Here is an 18,833-nt window from a genome sequence, read left to right as displayed (position 1 = left end):
TTTCAAACTAATTGGCAATGCCTTTGTGCCTTAACAGCGCATCAAGGGTCGGCTTCCGCCCACGGAAACGTTCAAACAGCACCATCGGCTCTTCCGAACCGCCACGGGTAAGAATATGATCAAGAAACGCTTGTCCGACCGTGCGGCTGAAAATACCCTCTTCTTCAAAGCGAGCGTAGGCATCTGCCGATAAAACTTCCGCCCACAAATAGCTATAATAGCCCGCCGCATAACCGCCGGCAAAAATATGGCTAAAGCTATGGGGCGTGCGTACCCAATCCGGCGTTTTAATCAGGGCAACCTGTGATTTAACCGCTTGGAGCGTGTCCAATACGATATTCGCTTTCGGGGCTGCCAAATGTAAGCGGAAATCAAACAGCCCAAACTCTAATTGGCGTAATACAAACATCGCCGCTTGATAGTTTTTCGCTTTCAATAATTGGGTTAATTTTGCTTTCGGCAGCAGTTCGCCCGTCTCATAATGACCAGAAATAAAGGCAAGCGCCTCTTCTTCCCAACACCAATTTTCAAGGAATTGGCTCGGCAATTCCACTGCGTCCCACGGCACACCGTTAATACCCGCCACATCGCCGACCTCAATTTCGGTCAGCATATGGTGAATGCCGTGGCCAAATTCGTGGAATAAGGTTGTAACTTCATCGTGGGTAAACAGTGCCGGCTTATCGCCGAGCGGCTTATTGAAATTACAGGTCAAATAGGCAACCGGTTTTTGTAATGTGCCGTCTGCCAAGCGTTTTTGGTTGATACAATCGTCCATCCACGCCCCGCCACGCTTATGTTCACGAGCGTATAAATCAAGGTAGAACGAGCCACGCAAGCGGTCGGTTTCATCAAAAATAGTGAAAAAACGCACATCATCGTGGTAGCTATCGAACTCGGTTTGCTCGACCACCCGCATTCCGAAAATTCGCTTAATCAGCTCAAATAAGCCCGAAAGTACCCGATCTTCCGGAAAATAGGGGCGAAGTTCCTCATCGTTGATCGCATAAAGTGCCTGTTTTTGCTTTTCGCTATAAAACGCAATATCCCAAGGTGCTAATTCACTAACACCATAGTTTTTTTCGGCAAATTCACGCAGCGCCGCCAGCTCTTTTTCCCCTTGTGCTTTAGAACGGTTGGCTAAATCTTCTAAGAAATCAATCACTTGTTTTGGGCTTTCCGCCATTTTGGTGGCAAGGGAATAGTCGGCATAAGTTTCAAAACCAAGTAATTGCGCCAGCTCTAACCGCAATGCTAAGGTTTCCGCCATAATTGCCGAGTTGTCCCATTTACCGGCGTTTTCACCTTGATCGGAAGCCCTTGTATTAAACGCTTGGTACATTTTTTCTCGGAGCGATCGGTTTTCGCAATAGGTCATCACCGGCAAATAGCTTGGAAATTCAAGGGTAAAACGGTAGCCGTTTTTATCTTTGCTTTGCGCGGATAATTTGGCGGCTTCCAACGCCGATTCCGGCAAGCCGGCAAGATCGGCTTCGTTATCGATTACGATTTCCCAGCCCATTGTCGCATCTAGCACATTATTGCTAAATTTCGCACTCAGTTCAGACAAACGCATTGAAATCTCACCGTAACGCTGCTGTTTTTCGGGTGGCAACGAAATGCCCGATAATTCAAAATCCCGCAGGCTGTTTTCAACCGCTTTTTTCTGGGCAATCGAGTAATGTTCAAATGCCGGACTGTTTTTCAGCTTAAGGTAGCCTTGATACAAGCCCTGATGTTGCCCCGCCCAAGTGCTGTATTCAGACAATAACGGCAAGCAGGCTTGGTAGGCTTCACGCAATTCAGGGCTGTTTTTCACCGCATTTAAATGTCCGACTGGCGACCACGCCCGAGAGAGCCGATCACCCGCCATTGCTTGTGGCAGATAAAAATTTTCCCAGGTCGGTTCGGCAATTTGCGCTACTTGTTCAATGGTTTGGCGACATTGTTGCAATAATTCACGCACGGCAGGTTCAATATGTTCAGGCTTGATTTGTGAAAAACGGGGTAAACCCGTTGCATTGAGAAGTGGATTTGTCATTGTTGTTCCTTTAGTGATTTGCAAAAAATGGACGAAAACGCACCGCTTGCCACGCAAGGGTGCGAACGAGGTTATTTTAACTTCAGTTTTTTCCCCACGACAATTTTGTTATCTTTGATATTGTTGAGCTTGCTGAGTTTTTCAGGGCTGGTTTTGTACATTCTGGCAATCGAATAGAGGGTTTCGTCCTGCTTTACTATGTGGAACGCAACGTTCGGATCGACACTTTTTGCGTTATCCGCTTTCGGATTATCCGCCGTGGCTTTTGCCGATTTCCCCTGTGTCATCGGTGCTTGTTTCTGCTTGCTCTCTTTCGGCTCGCTTTTTTCTTTGCCTTTTGCCACCGATGACTCTTTTTTGTCCGTTTTAGGCGCATTTTTCGCCATATCTGCCAGCACGTTTTTTACGCTGTCCGCTTGCGGTTCGTTTTTCGCCGCTTTATAGGCAACCTTACGGCTCAACGCAGGGTGAGCATTGCGGTAAGCGACTAAGCCGTTATAAATCGCCCTTGCAATCTGGCGGCGGTAAGCGGTGGTCGCCAATTTTTGTTCTTCCACCGCATTGGATAGAAAGCCCGTTTCCACCAAAATAGACGGAATATCCGGCGAACGCAATACACTCAAACTGGCGTGCTGTGGCGAGCTTTTCACCAACGGTGTAATATTGCTCAACTTGCCCAGCACAGCTTTACCGAGTTCATAGCCGGAACGCTGTGCGTGGGAAAATTGTAAATCCAGCACGGTTTGGTTGAGATAACGTTCGTTGGTATGCGCCAGCACCGAGCCTGCCCCGCCGAGCAGTTCCGATTGTTTTTCGTGATCTTCCAACCATTTCCCCAATTCATCGTTTGCACGGCGGTTGGATAATACCCACACAGATGCCCCTTTTAAATTTTCGGAACTCGGCGATGAATCGGCGTGAATGGAGATGAGAAAATTCGCCCGATTTTTGCGGGCGATCTCCGTTCGGTTCGGCAAAGGGATAAAATAGTCCCGATTACGGGTCATCACGGCTTTAAAATTCGGATCGGCATCCAGCATTCCTTTTAATTCACGGGCGATTGCCAACGTAACATCTTTCTCTTTTACGCCGAGTGTTTTGCCGATTGCGCCCGGATCTTTGCCGCCGTGTCCGGCGTCAATTGCCACCACGGTGCGTGCCGCAACCGATACACTTAAGCATAAGCCGATGACGGCGGTTTGTAGATAAGTTAAGCATTTATTTTTCATTTCAAATCATCAAGCGGTCTGATTTATGACATTTTTTGTAAAAGTTGGCGAGCTGCTTCACTTTGCGGGTAAAGATGCAATTTGCGTCCTTGCTCGGCGTAATAAATTTGAATCACCAAATCGGCAGCGGGAATTACCCCTTCCCCGCGGCTCGCCCATTCCAATAAACAGAGAGCTTGCGGGCGAAAATAGTCCCGAATTCCCATAAACTCCAGTTCTTCCGGATCGGCAAGCCGATATAAATCAAAGTGATAGAGGTGAAACGGCGGCAGGGCGTACTCCTCAACCAAGGTATAGGTCGGGCTTTTGACATTCCCCTGATGCCCAAATGCCTTGACAATACTGCGGGTAAAGGTGGTTTTGCCCGCCCCGAGTTCACCGTTAAGATAAATCACAAAAGCGGCGTTTGCATCGCCCGCTAAATAGGATTGCAAATAGCGGGCAAAGTTCTGCCCAAACTGCAACATTTCCGTTTCATCGGCAAAATAAAAAGTCGGCTGCATTGTTAATCCAAATTGATAAAATGGGTGCGATAAAATTTTAATTCTTCGATCGACTCTTTAATATCGTCTAATGCCAAATGGCTGTTTTTCTTGCTGAATTGTTCGAGCATTGCCGGTTTCCAACGGCTTGCCAGCTCTTTCAGGGTGCTGACGTCCAAATGGCGATAGTGAAAATAGTCCGCCAATTCGGGCATATAGCGGTATAAAAAGCGTTTATCTTGCGCCACGCTGTTACCGCAAATCGGTGAAGCGCCTTTCGGCACCCATTGTTTAAGAAAATCAAGGGTTTGTAATTCTGCCGCCCGTTCGTTCAATTTGCTCTGCTTAACCCGCTCGACCAAGCCGTTTTCCGTGTGGGTTTTCACACACCATTCGCTCATTTTTGCCAATAGTGTGTCAGGCTGATGCACGGCAAGTACCGGCCCTTCGGCTAAAATAGTGAGATCTTTATCGGTAACAATTGTCGCAATTTCAATAATGCGTTCTTTTTCCGGATCTAGCCCCGTCATTTCAAGGTCGATCCAAATCAGGTTTTGGCTGTCTTTTTTCATCTTTTTATCCATTTTGCACATTATTTTCACTAACCGACCGCGTGATCAATTCGCACACTGCGTCCGGTACAAAAGGCGTGATGTCGCCGTGGTGGCGGTAAATTTCCCTCACCATTGTCGAGGAGAGATAACGCCACTGCACTGACGGTGGGAAAAATAGGGTTTCAAGCGAACCGGACAGCTTATGGTTAAGCTGCGCCAGTTGGATTTCATAATCAATGTCATCGCTGCCCCGAATCCCCCGAATTAAGCTGACCGCCCCTAGCTCACGGGCAAAATCCGCCAATAAGCCGCTAAAGCCCCTCACTTCCACATTGGCTAAATGCGCCGTGCTTTTTTGCACCAATTCCACCCGTTGCGATAAGCTAAACAGCGGATTTTTACTCGGATTATGGGCAACGGCGACAATGAGCCGGTCAAATAACGCTGCGGCACGCTGAATAATGTCTAAATGCCCGTGGGTAATCGGGTCAAATGTGCCGGCGTAAATCACTTTTTTCTGCATTTTCTTTCTCGATATAGGGGGCTAATAAGGTTAAATGGCGTTTAAGCGAGCCTTGATTTTCTTTCAGCACTTCAAACCCTGCCCGACTGATTTTTTGCCCTTTTTGCGGACAATCCAGCAAATCGCTCACCGCTTGGACTAACACATCAACACGGCTTTCAATTTCAATAAAACCGTTCACATTGCGTAATTTGGTGAACACTTCCGGAAAATTAAAGGTATGTACTCCCGAAATCACCGGCAGTTCAAAGGCGATCGATTCAAGGGGATTATGCCCGCCGTGCTTCACTAAGCTGCCGCCGACAAACGCAATTTGCGCTAGACCGTAGAGTAACATCATTTCGCCCATTGTATCCCCCAATAAAACGTGGGTATCTGCCGTTAAAGGGTGATGGCGTGAACGTTTTACATAGCGAATGCCTGTTTTTTTGATTAAGGCTTCCACTTGTTCAAACCGTTCCGGGTGGCGCGGCACAAGGATCAGCACCAAATCGGGATAGCGTTGCAGCAGTTGCTGATGGGCGTCCAAAATCATCTTCTCTTCGCCCTCGTGAGTGCTGCCGGCGATCCATACCGCCCGCTTGGTCAGCCCTAGCATTTCAGCAGTATTGGATACTTTTTGGCGTAAATGGTCGCTGATTTCAAGGTCAAATTTCAGATTACCTGCATTGACGAGCCGTTCGGGCGGAAAACCCAGTTCAAGATAGCGATCGGCGCTGACTTCATCCTGCGCCAAAATCAAGCGGATTTCACCCAGCATTGCCTTAATCGTTGAATGTACCCAACCGTAACGGCGTGCCGAGCGTGGCGACAAGCGGGCATTGGCAATCACAAAAGGAATGCGGTGCAGGTGCATTTGGTGGATTAAATTGGGCCACAGCTCCGTTTCAATCACAATAAAGAGTGTCGGCTCGACAAAACCTAAAAAACGCTTGATCGCATCAGGCAGATCATAGGGCAGATAAAAATGCGAAACCGTCTTACCGAACGCCGCCTCCACCCGTGCCGAACCTGTCGGGGTAACCGTTGTCATCGTAATCGGCAAGGTCGGGTAGGCGGTTTGAATTGCTTTAACCAACGGGGTGGCGGCAATCACCTCCCCTACTGACGCAGCGTGGATCACTATACCGTTCGCTTTCGGCTTTTGCATACCTTGATAGCAGCCGTAACGCTCTTGTAAACGACGGCGGTACGCCGGCAGCTTGCCGCCTCGTTTCCACATTAACAGCAAAATGATCGGCTGCACCAGATAGCTAAGCAGGGTATAAAGCAGGCGGATCATTCGATTTTCTCATCGTCAAGCGGTCGGATTGACGCATTTTTTTGCAAACCAAGCAACAGCACAACCACAAAGCCGTAAAACATCACTCCGGAATTGTGCGACAGAAAACTTTGGCTTAAACAATAGCCCATTATTGCCAATATATGCACCATACCTAATACACCCCATAAACGGGCAAGCGATTGAGGTGCTGAACGCTTCATTCCTAGCCAGAACAGCCGTAACGGCACGAGGAAAATCGCCAAGAGAGCCGCTAAACCGAGCAAACCTCGTGCAGAGGCATCGTGCAAATATTGGTTATGGGCGTGGCCAAATTCCCCGGCAACTTTTGAAATTTGTTTTTGTTCTGCGTGTTGCTGACGCATTGTTTTCACACCTTGCAGCCCCCAGCCGAAAATCGGTTTTTCTTGAATGCCCAATAATGCACTTTTCCACATATCAAAACGTGCGCCCAACGAGCTTGAACCGTTATTTTGCTCAATATATTGGGTAATATCGTTTCTCGCCTGCTGCCAACGCTGCTCGATCAAATGCCCGCCGAAGCCGCCCGCCACTAACGCAATCAGTAGTAACAATACAATAAACCATTTCGATAACAGTTTGCGGTTAAACCACAAAATCACGGCTAAGATAAAAGGCGCGACCACCCAAGGCCCCCGTGATTGATTAAGCACGGCAGCCAAAATACCCACACCGCAAGCAAAAATGCTCAACCATAACCAAAGATGCATTCGGCGTTGCTTGAAGAAAAATGCAGCGGCCAGACTAAACATCGCCAAGCTCATTATGATGCCGCCCGACTGAATATACATATGTACCGGAAAAATATGCGGCATTCCCAACCCGAAAAATTGTACTACCGCCACCACGCCGGCACTCAATGTTGCCAGCACGATAGCATACAAAATCCAAAGCGGATTAGGTTTAAATCGGTAGCAGACCGCCAATAACGGCAGCACGAGTAACATTCGGCTCGGCAAATCCAGCTCTTTGGCTTTACCTTGATGAATGAGCAAAGAGAGGATAAACAACAAAAAGTAGCCGATAAAGGCGATAATCAGCCCTTTATTACGCCTTTCCAAGCGCCACGGCGTTTGCTTAACCCCTTGCACAATAACAGCGATCCCAATCAGACTAAGTAGCATCGGCAGGACGTTATAACTCCATTTAAAATGCAGGATCAGCAGAAAAAACAGACCGATACAAGCGGTCGAAAACAGCGAGATTTTTGCATCAAGGCGGCTAAACATTCGGGTATCCTTCATTATTCAAATTCCAGTTCAACGGCATTTTCGCCGAGTAAATTTTTCAGCTTGGTCAGCATTTCTTCTTTCGGGCTGACCCACCATTCTACCCCGCCACGCAGTAAGGCTCGCCCTTCGGGGCTTTGATAGTAGAAATGGAGCGGCAAAATGCCCTCTTTATAAGGCTCAATCAGTTCCGCCAAGGTTTTGATAAACTGCGGCGTAATCTGTTCTTGATTGATCGCCAGAGCCAAACTTTTTGCATAGCGGCTGCGGGCATCGTCTAAACTGATCAGCTCCCGTGCCGACATTTTTAACCCGCCGCTGAAATCATCATTTTGCACCGCACCGGTCGCAATAATAATCTGATCTTTTTGCAGCAGATCGCCGTAATTCTCCAACGCTTCGGAAAACAGGGTAATATCCAGCTTACCGGCACGATCCTCAATACTGGCGATACCGATCCGATTGCCCCGTTTGGTAACGGCGATGCGGGTCGCCATAATAATCCCTGCCACTGTGGTGGTTTGTCCTCGATAGGTTGGCTGCAATTCATTCAGCCGAGCCGGTGCATAATGTGCCAGCTCTTTGAGGAAACGCCCGATCGGGTGTCCGCTTAAATATAAACCGAGTGTTGATTTTTCCCCCTCCAGCACCGCTTGTTCCGTCCATTTCGGCGTATTGGCATAGGCGCTTTGCACTTCTTCGGGCGTTTCCGTCAGCACGCCGAACATATCGCTTTGCCCCAGCGCTTCCATTTTGCTGTGTTGATCCGAGGCTTTGAGGGCATCTTCCAAGTTTTTCATCAGCGCAGCACGGTGAGGGCCCAGTTTATCAAATGCCCCCGCCATAATTAAGCCCTCAAAGGTACGGCGATTGACTTTTTTCAGATCCACACGCGCAGTTAAATCAAACAGATCTTTGAAAATCCCGCCTTTTTGGCGGGCTTCCAAAATCGCATCGACCGGCCCTTCGCCCACACCTTTAATCGCCCCCAAGCCGTACACAATCTCGCCTTTCTCATTCACGCTGAAACGGTGCTTACCGCTGTTAATATCGGGCGGCACAACCGTCAGACCCATATTGATACACTCATCGTAAAAGCCGACAATTTTATCGGTATTATCCATCTCAGAGGTCATCACCGCCGCCATAAATTCCGCCGGATAATGCGCTTTCAGCCATAAGGTTTGATAAGACACCAACGCATAGGCTGCCGAGTGGGATTTGTTAAAGCCGTAGCCGGCAAATTTTTCCACCAAGTCGAAGATTTTCATCGCCAGTTCGCCGTCCACGCCGTTTTTTATCGCCCCGCTTTCAAAGGTGGAACGCTGTGCTGCCATCTCCTCAGGCTTTTTCTTCCCCATTGCCCGCCGCAGTAAATCCGCACCGCCAAGGGTATAGCCCGCCAGCACTTGTGCAATCTGCATTACCTGCTCTTGATACAGGATAATGCCGTAAGTCGGCTCTAAAATCGGCTTGAGCGACTCGTGCTGATATTGTGCATCGGGGTAGGAGACTTCCTCCCGCCCGTGTTTACGGTCGATAAAGTTCTGCACCATTCCCGACTCCAACGGCCCCGGTCGAAAAAGCGCCACTAACGCAATAATATCCTCAAAACAGTCGGGTTTTAGGCGTGAAATCAAATCCTTCATTCCCCGTGATTCCAGTTGGAATACCGCCGTGGTTTTCGCTTTCAGCAATAAATCGAAGGCTTTTTTATCGTCCAACAGAATGCTTTCAATCTGAATCGGTGGTTTGCCCTCTGTCGCAAGCCGTTGGTTAATCATTTCCAACGCCCATTTAATAATCGTGAGTGTTCGCAGCCCTAAGAAGTCGAATTTGACCAAGCCGGCATATTCCACATCGTTTTTATCAAAGTGAGTAACCGGGTGATGACCGTAGGCATCACAATAGAGCGGTGAAAAATCGGTAATCGCCGTAGGCGCAATCACGACCCCGCCGGCGTGCTTACCGGCGTTACGGGTTACCCCCTCCAATTTGCGAGCCATATCGATCAGGGCTTGTACTTCCTCATCGGCGTCATAAATTTCTTGTAGTTTCGGCTCAACGGCAAAGGCTTTGGCGAGCGTCATTCCCGGATCGGGCGGAATCAGTTTAGAAATGCGATCGACAAAGCTATACGGATGCCCCAGCACCCGCCCGACATCACGGATAACCGCTTTCGCCGCCATTGTACCGAAAGTAATAATTTGCGATACCGCTTGTCGCCCGTAGGTTTCGGAGACGTGTTCAATCACCCGATCCCGTCCGTCCATACAGAAATCGACATCAAAATCGGGCATCGACACCCGTTCCGGATTGAGAAAACGCTCAAAAAGCAGATCAAAGGCAAGGGGATCAAGATCGGTAATTTTCAGTGCATACGCCACCAGTGAGCCGGCACCCGAACCCCGCCCCGGCCCAACGGGAATATCGTTATCCTTCGACCATTGGATAAATTCCATCACGATCAAGAAGTAGCCGGGAAAGCCCATTTGGTTAATCACATCGAGTTCGACTTGTAATCTTTCGTCATAAACCGCCCGCTTGTCTGCCCGTTCCTGCGGATCGGGGAATAAAAATGCCAGCCGCTCTTCTAATCCTTCACGGGATTTTTGCACTAGAAAATCTTCGGTGGACAGTTCACCGGTCGGGAAATTGGGCAGGAAATACTCGCCCAAGCGAATGGTAACATTACAACGTTGAGCAATAAGCAAGGTATTTTCAATTGCCTGCGGAATATCGGCAAACAGCTCGACCATTTCCTGTTCCGAGCGGAAATATTGCTGCTCGGAATATCTTTTCGGGCGTTTCGGATCGTCAAGGGTAAAGCTATCGTGAATCGCGACCCGAATTTCGTGCGCCTCAAAATCGTCCGCCTGCAAAAACAGCACATCATTTACCGCCACCAACGGAATCGCAAATTTTTGCGAAAAGGCGACCGCTTGTTGAATATAACGTTCTTCGTCCGCTCGTCCCGTGCGGCACAATGAGAGGTAATAGTGTTGGGGAAAATGGGTTTGATAGAATGTCAGCAATGCTTCGGCTTCCGCTTCATTCTCTTTAAGTAGCGCTTTGCCCACATCGCCGTTACGCCCGCCAGAGAGCAGAATAATGCCTTCGTTCAGCTCCGCCAGCCACGCTTTTTCAATCACCGGCACATCGACATAGCCCTGCTGGTAAGCCTTCGACAATAACAGGGTGATGTTTTTGTAGCCGAGATTATTTTTCACCAATAGGGTGAGTTCAAAGCGTTCCTCGCTCTCCGACTCAGGGCGCACTACAACATCCGCCCCGATAATCGGTTTAATCCCCGCCCCCAGTGCTTCGCCGTAAAAGCGTACCAACCCGCAGAAATTGGTGAAGTCTGTCAATGCCATTGCCACCATTTCATTGGCAGCACAGGCTTTCACCAGCGGTTTGACTTTCGCCAAACCGTTGATCATCGAGAAATCGCTATGCACTTTTAAATGGACAAAACGGAGTTTAGACATAATTCTTTTACCTAATTTTCTCTTTCCGCAGACCAGCTAATATCAAATTTTTCCAGCAAATTAGTACAATTAACAATATAGGGATTTGGATCAACATTACGCAGTAAAACTTTTAATCGTTGTAAAATATCGGCAGGATCAATAGGCCTAAACCTCTCATATGCCTCATCTTGTTCTAAATGGAAGACTATTTTTAATTTACGTTGTTTTAAAAAATTCTCTGCAAAGGACTGAAGATCTATATTGTTATTATCATATTTTAAACAACATATACCTGCCATTGTATCCCTAACTTTCGTGGCAATTATTTCGGGTAATTTAGATGGTTGTTCGGGTTCGATTATTTGTTTATTAATAACTCTTTTTTGATAATTTTTAACTTCAATCATCCAAGCTATTGGATTACTAATATAAAGAATATCGATTGCTTTTGTTCCTTGAGCAATACTTTTAAATTTCTGATAAAATATTTCATCATCATATTTTATTGCTAATTCATTAGGAAAATGAAAACGTATATTGCTTTCTATAATTTCTTTCATATTTACCTACAAATTAAGATAGCGATCAGATTGCATTAAAGATTCATTTAATACTGTTAAGGTTTCAATATCATAAATTTCATTACCTTGTTCAATAGTAATACCATCTTTACTGGATTTTAATCCTAAATAGCGTTGGCTTACTCCATTAAAATCAGACTGTTTAGATAAAATTTCTAACTCTCGTAATAGAAATAATGAATGTGTAGCAATAAATACTTGAATACCGTTTCGACATAAATGCAAAATAGTTTTTGCGATCACTTTGATTAGTTTAGGATTCAGATTAGCTTCTGGCTCGTCCCAAAATAAAATCCCTTTATCAAGTAATGCTCCTGTTGCAATTAAACGGGCAATCATTGCCAACTTGCGTAATCCCTCAGCAACTAAGGGCATTTCCATTTTTCCTTGTCCTTGAATATAAAAGTGTCCATTTTTATCTAAAATGATTTTTCCCCCCATTTCTTCTTCTAAAGGCAATAAAAGTTCTTTTATTTTTTCTTCCCTTGGGCCTTTTGCTAATAAAGCCCCTAATAGAATACAAGTATCATAATAGGTTTCATCATATTCAAGATAATTATTTTTATATATTGTAGTGAAGTTTGGGTAAATAGTTAATAATTCTCTTGTTGGTAAATATACTGGTGCTTTATCCTGCCAACTATGATTTAGCTTTTCAATTTGTACTTCCGTTTTACTATTCGTAGAAAAACTTAATCCACAATTTTGCTCTTTATTTTTAAATTCTAGTGTTATTTCACATCGCTCTCGTCCTTGCTTTCTACGCACTAATCTACCTAAACTTTCAGGACGAAAAACATTGACTAGTTTATCCGCATAGGCTTTTTGCATTAACGATTTTGTTGGGGAAATAACATTTAACCCTTTGCTCTGTTCAAAGCTACTAGCAATCATTGAATAAGCGACTTTCAATAAATGGGATTTCCCCATACCATTTTCACCGATAATCACATTTAAGCCGCTTGAGAATTCTAAATTTACATCATTAAATACCGTGAAGTTTTTTAGCTGCATTCTTTTCAACATAATATTCCCTCTCTAATAACTTAATCCCGCTTTTTAGTGAGCAGCCACCAAATAATCGTTAAGCAGAGTAGGCTTGGGATCAACGCCCCCACCGCCACCGGTAGCCACAATACAACTAAGCTCAGATTACCAAACACGATATTGGCGACATAAAACACAAAGCCGGCGATAATGCCAATCACGATTTTTGCGCCCATTGTGCTGCTGCGTAACGGCCCGAAAATAAAGGAAATCGCCAGCAACATCATCACCGCCATTGAAACAGGCTGAAAAACTTTTCGCCAAAAGGTGATTTCAAAACGTTTCGGATCTTGCCCCGTGTCTTTCAAAAAGCCGACGTAATCCGCCAAGCCCGAGATAGAGAGCGATTCCGGCTTGAGCGATACAATCCCCAATTTACTTGGCGTAATGCTGGTTTGCCATTGCTGATCCGGCTCTTTGCCTTGGCTAATTGCCTGCTCGCCGACACGGGATTTTTCCACCTGCTGCAAAATCCAGCCTTGTGCCGCCGAATAGATAGCCCGTTCCGCTTTGGTGATCGCTTGTAAGGCTTTCTGTTCATCAAAATGGTAAATCATCACATTTTGCAAGTGTGTTTCGTCCTGAATGTGGCGAATATAGATGAAATCCTTGCCGTCCTTCGCCCAAAAACCGCCTTGGGTTGAGAGCATTGAACCGCCACTTTGGGCGATTGAGCGCATATTACGGGCAAACTGCTCCGTTTGCGGCACTCCCCACTCCCCGATCACCATTGTGAATACCACCAACGGAATGGCGGTTTTCATCACCGCTAACCCGATGCGGAAACGGGAGAAACCGGAGGCTTGCATCACCACTAATTCACTGCGGCTGGCAAGTGTGCCAAGCCCCATCAATGAGCCGAGCAGGGCGGCAATCGGGAAAAATGTTTCGACATCACGGGGAATAGTTAAAAAGGTGTAGTACGCCGCCATTAAGCCGTCATAACTGCCTTTGCCGACATCACGAAATTCTTCGACAAATTTAATAATCGCCCCCAAGCCGACCAACATAAACAGGGTCAGCATAATGGCGGCAAGGATCGTTTTTCCGATATAACGTTCTAATACATTCATTTAGTTCTTCACCTTTTGGGCGTGAAAACGGTAACGCAGCGCGGACATCGCTTTGCTGTCCCAACTGTTCAGCACAATCCCGAGTAGCAAGAAAGCGAGCGACACCAACGGCATCCACAACGTAGCATCGACTTTGCCCGATCCGCCCGCCGATTTAAGAGAGCTTTGCAACAAAAAATAAATTAAATACAGCAACAATGCCGGCAATAATTTGGCAAATCGCCCTTGGCGAGGGTTCACACTGCTCATCGGCACGGCTAACAACGCCATCAGCGGTACGGCAAAAATCAAGGCAAAACGCCATTGCAATTCGGACTTCGCTTCGAGGGAATTATCCTGAATGAGCTTGTTGAAATCCGCCCGTTGCACCAATTTTTCATCGGTTTCTACATCTTGATAGCCTAAATAGGCACTGTAACGATCAAAGTGTGAAATGCGAAAATCCGCTGTCTGCGGCGTGCCTTCGTAGCGGGTACTGTTGGTTAAATTGAGGCGTTGATCGCCGTTCGGCAAGCCTTGCAGCTCGCCCGATTCGGCAAACACCACGGACGGTTTGTTTTTCTTCTGCTGATCCGGCTGGAACACATAAATATCGTTAATCCGATTATTTTCAATGTTATCAATAAATAAAACATAACCGCCGGCGGACATAAATTGCCCGGCTGACAGGGCAGCAAAACGGGGATTGGCTTTCGCCTCCGCCAACATTTCGCTCTGTTTATTGATCGCCCAAGGGGTCAGCCAAAATACGTTATAAACGGCAATCACGGTCGTAAAAAGGGACAGAAACAGGGCGGACTTGACCAACAAACTCTGCCCGACCCCGCAGGCTCGCATCACGGTAATTTCGCTTTCCGCATAAAAACGCCCAAGGGTAAGCAATAACGCAATAAAGAGCGACAACGGCAACATCAGTTGTGCCATTGTCGGCATTCCCAGCCCCAGCAGACTCAAGACCAAATCGGTCGGCACTTTGCCGCTCACCGCCGAACTGAGTACTCGCACTAATTGTTGGCAGAAGAAAATCACCAACAAAATAAATAAGATAGCAATTTGGCTTTTAAAAATCTCTTTGGTTAAATATCGACTTAAAATCACAATCCACTCTCGTTTTGCAAATTATTACTTGCAATTTTTTATTAACAGGGTAGCTTAACGCCAAGTTGCAAGCGGTCGGTTTGGGCAAACTATTTGCAATCCATTTATGTCAAATGACATATCAGCACGCTACATTGATGAGCGTTCCGCCCCATTGTTCGCCATCTTTGAGTTTGGCATTATGTTGAAAACAGTTTGCCCAAACCGACCGCTTGCAAAAGCGTAATCATACCCTTTTACACAGAAAAAATCACGGGAGGATTTTATGGAATTTCGTTTAGCCGATTTGGCACTTGCCAACCCAGCGAGCGACTGTTTAGTCGTGGGCGTCTATGAAGACAATCAGCTCACGTCAGCCGCCGCGCAGTTGGACACCCTCAGCCAAGGCTACCTCACCAACCTGCTAAAAACCGGCGATCTCACCGGCAAATTAGGGCAAAGCCTGTTATTACACAATGTGCCGAACGTGGCGGCAACTCGTGTATTACTCCTCGGCTGCGGTAAACCGGCAGCGTTAAGCGATCGCCAATATAAACAAATTGTGCAAAAAATGGCGCAAACGCTTGGTGAAATCAATGTTAATCACGCAGTCTGTGCCTTAACGGAATTGAGCGTGCAACATCGTACAGCCTATTGGAACGTGCGGTTTGCAATTGAAGCGGTGCAGGAAAACCAATACCGCTACGATGAATTTAAACGCCAAAAAGCCCCAAATCCTACGCTGACAACGCTCCATTTTGCCTGCGATACCGAACAACAACCGCTGGTTGAAAAAGCCATTTTGGAAGGGCAAGCGGTCGCTTACGGAGTAAAATGTGCAAAAGATGTGGCAAACTGCCCGCCGAATGTCTGTAACCCGAAATACCTCAGCGAACTGGCAGTGGCACTCGGCAAACGTTATGCCAATATCACCACCAGCGTGATTGACGAAAAAGAGATGTCAGCCCTCGGTATGCACAGCTATCTCGCCGTATCACGCGGCTCGGCAAATCCGGCGTTTATGTCTGTCATCGAATACAAAAACCACCCGAACCCGTCCGCCAAACCGATTGTGCTGGTCGGCAAAGGGCTGACCTTCGACTCCGGCGGTATCTCCATTAAGCCGTCGGAAGCAATGGACGAGATGAAATACGATATGGGCGGCGCAGCGTCCGTCTATGGTACAATGCAAGCGATCGCCCAACTCAATTTACCGCTTAATGTCATCGGCGTGTTAGCCGGCTGCGAAAATATGCCGGACGGCAATGCCTACCGACCGGGTGATATTCTTACCACAATGTCGGGCTTAACCGTTGAAGTGCTGAATACCGATGCCGAAGGGCGTTTAGTGCTGTGCGATGTACTCACTTATGTTAAACGCTTCAACCCTGAATTAGTGATTGACATCGCCACCCTTACCGGTGCGTGCATCGTCGCATTAGGTCACCACACCAGCGGCTTGCTTTCCACGGATAATCAGATTGCCGACCAGCTATTGCAAGCGGCGGAAAAAGCAGACGATCGCACTTGGCGTTTACCGCTTGGCGAAGAATATCAAGAAATGCTAAAATCCAACTTTGCCGATCTCGCCAATATCGGCGGGCGTTTCGGCGGGGCGATTACCGCAGGGCAATTCCTCTCCAACTTCACCCAAGACTACCCGTGGGCGCACCTTGATATTGCCGGTACAGCGTGGAAATCCGGCGCAGCCAAAGGCGCAACCGGCCGCCCCGTACCGCTACTGACGCAGTTTTTGATCGATAAAGTCGCACAACCTGAATAATGAAGCACAAGCGGTGCGTTTGATAGAAAAACTTGCGATATGATGTCGTTACGCAAAATTGCACCTTTACTTATAGCGAAGGACGCCAAGTCGGCGTCCGTTTATCTCTCCTGAAATCATCTAGCCGTTAATAAACGCCTTTGTACCTCAATCCCAGCAATGACATTGAAATAGCCATTACGTCAGCGCATACAAAAACAGTGCTTCAGCTATACCCCCCTCATTTTCCACTATTTGTTTCAAAAAATGAAACAATATTATTCAAAAACTGCGGTTTATCTCTATTTTTATTTCATTATAATACCAATTCATAATGAACAACGAAAATTAAGGAAACGACAAAATGAAAAAATCACTTTTAACCGCTATTGCACTTTTCACTTCTTTCTCGGCAGTTGCTGCCACTACGCCGGAGCAAAATAAAGCGACAGCGTTGGCATTTTACGAAATGGCATTCAATCAACACAAAGTCAAAGAAGCTACGGAAAAATATGTTGGCAAAGAATACTTGCAACATAACCCAACTGTTGCAGATGGCGGACAGGCATTTATTGATGCATTCGTTCCATTTTTAAAAGCACACCCAAAATCCAAAGCAGAAATCAAGCGTGTAATGGCTGACGGTGATTTGGTAATGTTGCACGTTCACAGCACAATGGACGAAAACGATAAAGGCGAGGCGGTCGTGGATATTTTCCGTTTTGATGAAAACGGTAAAATCGTGGAACACTGGGACGTGATCCAAGCCGTGCCGGAAAAAACTGAAAGCGGCCGTTCAATGTTTTAATCATCAATAATTAAGAGGAATTAAAGATGAAAAAAATCGCAGTAATCGGTGCAACTGGCTATGTTGGGGCAGCAGTCGTGAAAGAGCTTGCTGATCGTGGTCATCAAGTAGTTGGTTTTGCACGTAATGTAGATAAAGTACTCAAAGCAAACAACGTACAAGCAGTCGCTTTTGATGTAGAAAATGCAAAATTTGCCGAACAATTAGCAGGGTTTGACGCAGTTGTGAGTGCTTTCAACCCCGGTTGGCATAACCCAAATATCGGTGCAGATTTCACGCGCGGTGCAAACGCTATTCTAGAAGCAGCGAAAACAGCAGCAATACCTTACCTATTAGTTGTAGGTGGTGCAGGTAGTTTATACGTAGCGCCTAATTTACAAGTTATGGACACACCCGATTTCCCAAAAGAAATCTATGATGGCGCTAATGCAGCCCGCCATTTATTAAATGACTTGCGTGATCGCCGTGATGTAAACTGGGCGTTTATTTCTCCACCAGCGTGTTTAGGTGAAGAGAGTGGATTTAGCGAAGAACGTTTAGGCTCTTACCGCTTAGGTGGTGAAGAGTTATTAATGAATGGTGATGAACCTGCGGGAATTTCAGTGGCAGACTTAGCCATTGCTATTGCCGATGATGTTGAGCAAAAAGCTCACTTATTCCAACGTTTTACGGTTGCAGCAAAATAACCTACTATACGACTTACAAGCGGTTTGAATTTTGTAATATGTTGCAAATTTCCGACCGCTTGTTTTTTTCAACAATAATGTTGTCTTTTAATTTTTAATAACAACTATGATGACTAAAGCAAACTCTAAATTTTTCTTAGCACTATTGCTCGGCATACTCTCGGCATTCGGCCCTTTTGTCGTCGATCTCTACCTTCCGTCTCTACCACAGCTTGCAGAATTTTTCCATACCACAACATCAATGACCCAACTTACGCTGACCACTGCGATGATCGGATTGGCAGTCGGGCAACTTTTACTCGGACCTATCAGCGATAAATTCGGGCGGAAGAAACCGCTGATTTTATCGCTGCTAGTTTATATCGCAAGCACCATTGCGATCGTTTTTTCACCCAATATTGAAACAATGATTGCGTTGAGGATCGTGCAGGGATTATCGTCGGCAGGCAGTGTGGTGATTTCCCGTGCGATAGTTACCGATCTTTATCGAGGGCGAGAAATGACCCGCTTTTTCGGCTTACTGATGACAATTAACGGGCTTGCGCCGATTATCTCCCCTATTTTAGGCAGCCTGCTGTTAGAATATATCAATTGGAAAGGGATTTTTATTTTCCTCACCTTCATTGGCGTGGTTGTTACCCTGTTCAGCCTGCGTCTGTGCGAGAGCTTGGCAGAAGAAAAACGCTTGCAAGGCTCGGTACTATCCGTATTCGGCTCATTCGGTAAAATCATTAAAAACCGCCTGTTTATGCACTATGTCGGGATCGAAACGTTCCTATTTGGTGCGATGTTTGCCTATATCGCCGCCTCCCCCTTTATCTTGCAAAGTATTTACGGTTTATCGTCAATGGCATTCAGCCTCTGCTTTGGTGCAAACGGTGCTGCATTAGTTATTGGCTCCAATCTTGGCAGTAAATTGGCAAACCGCTCGGCGTGGGAGTACTCGGCTTCGTAACCGCAGTCCT

Annotated in this window: 16 protein-coding genes; 4 read left to right on the top strand and 12 right to left on the bottom strand. The window is 46.6% G+C overall.

Features of this window, described 5'->3' with window-relative positions:
- Positions 1 to 7: 7 nt before the first annotated feature.
- From prlC to lptF, 12 genes are all read right to left on the bottom strand, one after another.
- Positions 8 to 2,041: an oligopeptidase A gene (gene prlC, locus E4T80_RS01915; RefSeq protein WP_135054446.1), complete on the bottom strand. Its 2,034-nt coding sequence runs from the start codon at positions 2,039 to 2,041 to the stop codon at positions 8 to 10.
- Between the two features lie 71 nt (positions 2,042 to 2,112).
- A complete protein-coding gene (locus E4T80_RS01910; RefSeq protein WP_135054444.1) occupies positions 2,113 to 3,270 on the bottom strand; it encodes an N-acetylmuramoyl-L-alanine amidase in 1,158 nt (385 codons plus the stop codon).
- Between the two features lie 23 nt (positions 3,271 to 3,293).
- Complete coding sequence (tsaE, locus tag E4T80_RS01905) at positions 3,294 to 3,773, bottom strand: tRNA (adenosine(37)-N6)-threonylcarbamoyltransferase complex ATPase subunit type 1 TsaE (RefSeq protein WP_135054442.1); 480 nt, start codon at positions 3,771 to 3,773, stop codon at positions 3,294 to 3,296.
- A 2-nt stretch (positions 3,774 to 3,775) separates the two neighbouring features.
- A complete protein-coding gene (orn, locus tag E4T80_RS01900) occupies positions 3,776 to 4,324 on the bottom strand; it encodes an oligoribonuclease (protein WP_047976869.1) in 549 nt (182 codons plus the stop codon).
- Positions 4,325 to 4,328: 4 nt separating this feature from the next.
- The gene (coaD, locus tag E4T80_RS01895; protein WP_135054440.1) at positions 4,329 to 4,829 is read right to left on the bottom strand and encodes a pantetheine-phosphate adenylyltransferase; all 501 of its coding nucleotides are present in this window, start codon (positions 4,827 to 4,829) and stop codon (positions 4,329 to 4,331) included.
- Positions 4,795 to 6,111 (bottom strand): lipid IV(A) 3-deoxy-D-manno-octulosonic acid transferase, encoded by a 1,317-nt coding sequence (gene waaA / locus E4T80_RS01890; RefSeq protein ID WP_135054438.1) that lies wholly within the window; start codon positions 6,109 to 6,111, stop codon positions 4,795 to 4,797. Before waaA ends, coaD begins: the two co-directional genes overlap by 35 nt.
- The gene (locus E4T80_RS01885; protein ID WP_135054436.1) at positions 6,108 to 7,361 is read right to left on the bottom strand and encodes an O-antigen ligase family protein; all 1,254 of its coding nucleotides are present in this window, start codon (positions 7,359 to 7,361) and stop codon (positions 6,108 to 6,110) included. Before E4T80_RS01885 ends, waaA begins: the two co-directional genes overlap by 4 nt.
- A 14-nt stretch (positions 7,362 to 7,375) precedes the next feature.
- Positions 7,376 to 10,852 (bottom strand): DNA polymerase III subunit alpha, encoded by a 3,477-nt coding sequence (gene dnaE / locus E4T80_RS01880; protein WP_135054434.1) that lies wholly within the window; start codon positions 10,850 to 10,852, stop codon positions 7,376 to 7,378.
- A gap of 11 nt (positions 10,853 to 10,863) precedes the next feature.
- The gene (locus E4T80_RS01875) at positions 10,864 to 11,394 is read right to left on the bottom strand and encodes a cysteine--tRNA ligase (protein WP_135054432.1); all 531 of its coding nucleotides are present in this window, start codon (positions 11,392 to 11,394) and stop codon (positions 10,864 to 10,866) included.
- 6 nt (positions 11,395 to 11,400) lie between these two features.
- Positions 11,401 to 12,441, bottom strand: a complete 1,041-nt coding sequence (locus tag E4T80_RS01870; RefSeq protein WP_135054430.1) for an AAA family ATPase — start codon at positions 12,439 to 12,441, stop codon at positions 11,401 to 11,403.
- A gap of 20 nt (positions 12,442 to 12,461) precedes the next feature.
- A complete protein-coding gene (gene lptG, locus E4T80_RS01865; protein WP_135054428.1) occupies positions 12,462 to 13,535 on the bottom strand; it encodes an LPS export ABC transporter permease LptG in 1,074 nt (357 codons plus the stop codon).
- Positions 13,536 to 14,633 carry an LPS export ABC transporter permease LptF gene (gene lptF, locus E4T80_RS01860; RefSeq protein WP_135054426.1) on the bottom strand — a complete coding sequence of 366 codons (1,098 nt, stop codon included), beginning with the start codon at positions 14,631 to 14,633 and terminating at the stop codon, positions 13,536 to 13,538.
- Between the two features lie 265 nt (positions 14,634 to 14,898).
- Between lptF and E4T80_RS01855 the strand changes: the two genes are divergently transcribed.
- The 4 genes from E4T80_RS01855 to E4T80_RS01840 all read left to right on the top strand — a co-directional run bounded on the left by E4T80_RS01855 (position 14,899) and on the right by E4T80_RS01840 (position 18,823).
- Entirely contained in the window at positions 14,899 to 16,395 is a 1,497-nt protein-coding gene (locus tag E4T80_RS01855) for a leucyl aminopeptidase (RefSeq protein WP_135054424.1), read from the top strand.
- Positions 16,396 to 16,738: 343 nt separating this feature from the next.
- Positions 16,739 to 17,182 (top strand): nuclear transport factor 2 family protein, encoded by a 444-nt coding sequence (locus E4T80_RS01850; RefSeq protein WP_135054422.1) that lies wholly within the window; start codon positions 16,739 to 16,741, stop codon positions 17,180 to 17,182.
- Positions 17,183 to 17,208: 26 nt separating this feature from the next.
- The gene (locus E4T80_RS01845) at positions 17,209 to 17,868 is read left to right on the top strand and encodes an NAD(P)-dependent oxidoreductase (RefSeq protein WP_135054420.1); all 660 of its coding nucleotides are present in this window, start codon (positions 17,209 to 17,211) and stop codon (positions 17,866 to 17,868) included.
- A gap of 106 nt (positions 17,869 to 17,974) precedes the next feature.
- Positions 17,975 to 18,823, top strand: coding sequence for a multidrug effflux MFS transporter (locus E4T80_RS01840; protein ID WP_228064828.1), 849 nt, complete (start codon positions 17,975 to 17,977; stop codon positions 18,821 to 18,823).
- Positions 18,824 to 18,833: the final 10 nt, after the last annotated feature.

Origin of the sequence: Muribacter muris (assembly GCF_004569585.1) — a bacterium.
Taxonomy (GTDB): Bacteria; Pseudomonadota; Gammaproteobacteria; order Enterobacterales; family Pasteurellaceae; genus Muribacter; species Muribacter muris.
Note: the sequence above shows the minus strand (reverse complement) of the source record. Positions and strands in the feature narration are given on the sequence as shown.

Bases quoted from the DNA above. Each gene is read 5' to 3' on its own strand.
- prlC (WP_135054446.1), bottom strand. From the start codon at position 2,041: ATGACAAATCCACTTCTCAATGCAACGGGTTTACCCCGTTTTTCACAA.
- E4T80_RS01910 (WP_135054444.1), bottom strand. From the start codon at position 3,270: ATGAAAAATAAATGCTTAACTTATCTACAAACCGCCGTCATCGGCTTA.
- tsaE (WP_135054442.1), bottom strand. From the start codon at position 3,773: ATGCAGCCGACTTTTTATTTTGCCGATGAAACGGAAATGTTGCAGTTT.
- orn (WP_047976869.1), bottom strand. From the start codon at position 4,324: ATGAAAAAAGACAGCCAAAACCTGATTTGGATCGACCTTGAAATGACG.
- coaD (WP_135054440.1), bottom strand. From the start codon at position 4,829: ATGCAGAAAAAAGTGATTTACGCCGGCACATTTGACCCGATTACCCAC.
- waaA (WP_135054438.1), bottom strand. From the start codon at position 6,111: ATGATCCGCCTGCTTTATACCCTGCTTAGCTATCTGGTGCAGCCGATC.
- E4T80_RS01885 (WP_135054436.1), bottom strand. From the start codon at position 7,361: ATGTTTAGCCGCCTTGATGCAAAAATCTCGCTGTTTTCGACCGCTTGT.
- dnaE (WP_135054434.1), bottom strand. From the start codon at position 10,852: ATGTCTAAACTCCGTTTTGTCCATTTAAAAGTGCATAGCGATTTCTCG.
- E4T80_RS01875 (WP_135054432.1), bottom strand. From the start codon at position 11,394: ATGAAAGAAATTATAGAAAGCAATATACGTTTTCATTTTCCTAATGAA.
- E4T80_RS01870 (WP_135054430.1), bottom strand. From the start codon at position 12,441: ATGTTGAAAAGAATGCAGCTAAAAAACTTCACGGTATTTAATGATGTA.
- lptG (WP_135054428.1), bottom strand. From the start codon at position 13,535: ATGAATGTATTAGAACGTTATATCGGAAAAACGATCCTTGCCGCCATT.
- E4T80_RS01855 (WP_135054424.1), top strand. From the start codon at position 14,899: ATGGAATTTCGTTTAGCCGATTTGGCACTTGCCAACCCAGCGAGCGAC.
- E4T80_RS01850 (WP_135054422.1), top strand. From the start codon at position 16,739: ATGAAAAAATCACTTTTAACCGCTATTGCACTTTTCACTTCTTTCTCG.
- E4T80_RS01845 (WP_135054420.1), top strand. From the start codon at position 17,209: ATGAAAAAAATCGCAGTAATCGGTGCAACTGGCTATGTTGGGGCAGCA.
- E4T80_RS01840 (WP_228064828.1), top strand. From the start codon at position 17,975: ATGATGACTAAAGCAAACTCTAAATTTTTCTTAGCACTATTGCTCGGC.